This window comes from Achromobacter sp. Marseille-Q0513, from assembly GCF_018195695.1.
In the GTDB taxonomy this organism is placed as follows: domain Bacteria; phylum Pseudomonadota; class Gammaproteobacteria; order Burkholderiales; family Burkholderiaceae_B; genus Achromobacter.
Genome location: NZ_JAGTJY010000301.1, coordinates 1 through 4,067, shown reverse-complemented (window position 1 = coordinate 4,067; position 4,067 = coordinate 1). Strand labels below are relative to the sequence as shown.

General features: G+C 72.2%; 3 protein-coding genes. All 3 read right to left on the bottom strand.

The genetic code is table 11. From position 1 onward, the window contains the following. Nucleotides 1-222: 222 nt before the first annotated feature. Entirely contained in the window at nt 223-897 is a 675-nt protein-coding gene (locus tag KDH83_RS29830; protein ID WP_212322454.1) for a PepSY-associated TM helix domain-containing protein, read from the bottom strand. Further along, on the bottom strand, nt 894-1,967 hold the full coding sequence (locus KDH83_RS29825; protein ID WP_212322452.1) for a hypothetical protein: 1,074 nt from the start codon (nt 1,965-1,967) through the stop codon (nt 894-896). Before KDH83_RS29825 ends, KDH83_RS29830 begins: the two co-directional genes overlap by 4 nt. 2 nt (nt 1,968-1,969) lie before the next feature. Further along, nucleotides 1,970-4,067, bottom strand: a 2,098-nt coding sequence (locus KDH83_RS29820; RefSeq protein ID WP_212322450.1) for a TonB-dependent siderophore receptor, incomplete at its 5' end; no start/stop codon positions are given.

Here is a 4,067-nt window from a genome sequence, read left to right as displayed (position 1 = left end):
GCGCGGTATCCATCGGCGGGGGGAGCCAGACGATGGGGGGGGGGCCGGCCCCCCCCGGCGGGGGGGCGGGGGGGGGGGGGGGCGGCTGTGTCCGCCCTTCCCCGGTGGGGGGGGGGCGGGCCGGCAACGGCCCGCCGCGCGGCAAATTGGTATCGCGAGGCTTTGCAACGACGCCGTGGCGGTCAGGGGGATTTCGTGCGGGCGTATCCGCGGAACAGCGCGCTAGGCCCAGGACAGCGCCACCGCCGCCACGGTGGCCGCCAGCGACGCCAGCGCCACGGCCGCGCCGATCAGCTTGCGCTTTTCCAGCTCGGTCCACAGCAGCACGCCGGTCAGACAGAGCGCGATCAGCGCGCCACCGATGGTGTCGGACAGCAGCACCCAGGCCACGCCGGCGCCGTTGGCGCGATGGAAGTTCTGGATCACGCCCCACCAGCTGGCCGTGCTGCGGCGCGCGCTGGCCATGCCGCTTTGCGGCCAGAACTCCACCTGGACCTGATAGCCCGGCGCGCGGAACAGCGCCTGCCAGCGCTCGGGCTGGCGCGCCACGGTGTCGCCCCAGCGCACGTCCTGCGCCGGCTCCTTGCGGATGCGCTCGGCCGGCTTGTCCAGCCGCAGCGCCTGTTGCAGCCAGCGCGCCACGTCGGCGTCGGTGCGGGGCAAGCCGGCTGGCGCCTGCAGGTGCAGCGTTTCGACCGCCGGGCCGGGCATGTCGATCTTCAGCACGGCGCGGTGGTTCTGGATGATGCCGCTGGCGCCGAACAGCAGGCCCAGCAGCGCGCCCCACAGGCCCAGCCAGCCGTGCGCCTTGCGCAGCGCCTTCAGGTAGGCGCCGCGCCGCGAGGGCGGGCGCGGCCGTGCCGCCGCGTGGGCGGCTACGTCGCGGCCGGCGCTCATGGCCGCGCCTCGCGCAGCCGCAGCGTGGTCACGGCATAGCTGTCCGCCGCGAAATGGCGCTGCGCCTCGCCGCCGGCGGCGGGGTAGACCTCGGTGTCGTCCATGCTGGGCAGATAGGCGATGCCGCGCCTGGCGTCATAGGCCATGTTGTGGGCCCAGGGCCGGGTGCCGATGGCGGCCAGCCGGCGCAGGCGGCCGGGGTCGCGGGCCTCGTAGATCGACAGCCGGGCATCCGTGCCGCTGGGCGCCAGCAGCCAGCCGCGTCGCGAGTCGTAGGCCAGCGCGTTGATGTCGCGGCCGGCGGGCGCGCTCGCCAATACCGCGCCGCTGGCGGCGTCCAGACTCAGCACGCGCGGGTCGACGCCCCGGCAGGCCACGAACAGCCGCGCGCCGGCCGGATCGGCGGCCAGCGCGCCGGGACGCGGACACGAGGGCGGCTGCCACAGCCGGGTCACGGCCATGCGCCGCAGGTCGATGACGGCGACGCGGCCTTCATCGCGCAGCGGCAGCGCGGCCAGGCCCGGGCCCAGCAGGACGGGCGCGTCCAGCTTGGCGGCGGGCAGGTCCTGCTGGGCGCGCACGCAGTCGCAGGCCGGATCCAGGCGGTAGACGCGGGTCACGGCATCGCGCCGGCCGCTGGTCAGCAGCACCTGGCCGCTGTCCGGGTCGTACAGCACATTGTTGAGGTTGCCGGCGTCCACCGGCAGGCGCTTGAGCACATTGCGGTCGGAGGCGCGCACGACGATCACGTTGCCGTCCATGGCGGCGACGTAGATCCGGTCGGCGGACGGCACCACGGCGGCGGCGTTGGCGCCTTCGGTGCCGGGAATGGTGACGGGCGCCGCCTGCGAGGCCGTGTCGTACACGGCCAGGCCGTTCTCGCGGCGGGCCAGCAGCAGCTGGCCGCCGTCCGGCGTGAGCGCGGGGAAACCCCAGCCGCGCGCGGCGCCGGGCATCGTGACGACGCCGCGTCCGGCCAGGATGGGATCGCCGGCATCGGCGCCGGCGGGCGCGGCGGGCAGGAGCGACGCGCAGGCGGCGGCCAGCAGCAGGGAAAGACGGATGCGCATGATCAGAACTCCACGCGGGTGGACAGCACGACCTGCCGCGCATCGCCCATGGATATGAAGTACTGGTTGGCGCTGGAGGTGTAGTAGGTCCGGTCGAACAGGTTGTTGACGTTGAGCTGGAACTGCACGTTGCGCCCGGCGATGCGGGTGTCGTAGGTGGCGAAGGCGTTCATCACCGTGTAGGCCGGCAGCGTGAAGGAATTGGCCGAATCGCCCGGCCGCGTGCTGACGTAGCGGCCGGAGGCGCCCAGGCGCAGGCGGCCCTCGCCGATCTGGCCGGCGTTGTAGACCAGGGCCAGCGAGCCGGTGTGACGGGCCACGTTCCACAGGCGCTTGCCCTGGTAGAGCGGATCCTCGGTGGTGACGGCGTCCAGGTAGGCGTAGCTGGCGATGAAGTCCCAGCGCCGGGACAGCGCGCCGCTCACGTCCAGTTCCACGCCGCGCGAGCGCGCCGCGCCGCTGGTGCGCCAGTCGGTCAGCTTGGTGACGTCGTTGTATTGCGAGACCAGCACGTTGCGCTTGCGGATGTCGAACAGCGCGAGGGTGCCGGTGGTCTGTCCCGGCATGTCCCATTTCAGGCCCAGTTCCCAGGACTTGGCCTGTTCGGGCGCGACGCCGGAATCGATCATCGCGCCGCTGGATAGCGGCGCGATGGTGGAGGTGGGCTTGAGCGATTCGGTATAGCTGGCATAGAGCGACAGCTCGGGCGTCCATTTGTAGACCAGCCCGGCGCGCGGCAGCCACTTGCCGCCGGCGATGTCGGTGTTGGTCTTGAAGGGCCGGCCACGGCCGGCCAGCTGCTCGTAGTGCTGGTAGCGCAGCCCGCCCACCAGCAGCCAGCGTTCATTCAGGTGCAGCGTGTCCTGCAGGAAGAACGAGGTGGAGCGCAGCTTGTCGGTCTGGTCGCTGTCGCTGGCGACCACGGTGGTGCCCGGTCCCTGCCGGTCGTAGACCGGGTCGACGTAGCTGAAGGGGCGCGAGATGGCCTGGCGGATCAGGTCGGAGCGGAAGATCTTGCGCCGCTCGTAGTCGGCGCCGACCTGCAGGTCGTTGCGCAGCCCGCCCAGGTCGACGCGGCCGTCCAGGTAGCCGATCACGTAGTGGTCGGTGGACAGCGCGCCGCGCGTGCCGTCGTTGCTGCGCCGCAGGGTGCCGGTGGCGGGGTCCAGGCTGGTGACCCGCACCTGGTTGGCGTCGTAGTGTTCCTGGTTCCAGCTGTAGCCCAGGTGGGCCTTCCAGCGCTCGTCCAGCCGCTGGTCGACCGTGACCTGCGCCAGCTCGGTGCTGCCCCACATATTGTTGTAGGGCTCGTCCAGCCGGCGGCGCGAGGGGATGTCCAGCGGTTTGCCGGTGTTCGGGTCCAGCGCGGTGCCGCGGTCGAACGGGTACATGTAGTCGCGGTGCTCGTAGGACGCCACCACCTGGGTGTCCTCGCCGTACCAAGCTAGCGACGGGGCGACGAGGGTGTCGCGGCGGCGGCCGAAGTCGCGCCAGTAGTCCTCGTTGCTGGTGTCCACCACTAGACGGTAGGCCAGCCGCGAATCGCCGATCGGGCCGGTGCTGTCCAGCGTGGCGCCGACGCCGTTGCGGCTGTGCGCGTAGGTCGATCCGCTCAGCGTGATGGCGTGGTACGGCGTGAGCTGGGGGCGCTTGCCGACGATGTTGATGACGCCGCCGGGATCCATGATGCCGTACAGCAGCGAGGCCGGGCCCTTCAGCACTTCCACCGTCTCGGCGGCGGCGTTCAGGCCGCGGCCCTGCACCAGCGGCATGCCGTTGCGCATGATGGAGCCGTCGCGATTGGCGCCGAAGCCGCGCTTCATCAGCGTGTCCTGCGTGCCGGCCAGCGTGTTGCCCTGGGTGATGCCGCTGACGTTGGCCAGCGCGTCGTCCAGGTTGCGCGGGCGCTGGTCCCGCAGCACCTGCGCCGGCACCACGTTGATGGCTTGCGGCTGGTCCAGCACCGGCACGGACGAGCGCGTCACCGAGGCGGTGGGCTCGGGTTGGTAGCCGCCCTCGGCCACCGACGCGCCTTGCACCGTCACCGGTTCAAGCTGCGCGGCATCGGCGGCGGCCGGGGCGGGGCGCACGGTATAGACA

Bases quoted from the DNA above. Each gene is read 5' to 3' on its own strand.
- KDH83_RS29830 (WP_212322454.1), bottom strand. From the start codon at position 897: ATGAGCGCCGGCCGCGACGTAGCCGCCCACGCGGCGGCACGGCCGCGC.
- KDH83_RS29825 (WP_212322452.1), bottom strand. From the start codon at position 1,967: ATGCGCATCCGTCTTTCCCTGCTGCTGGCCGCCGCCTGCGCGTCGCTC.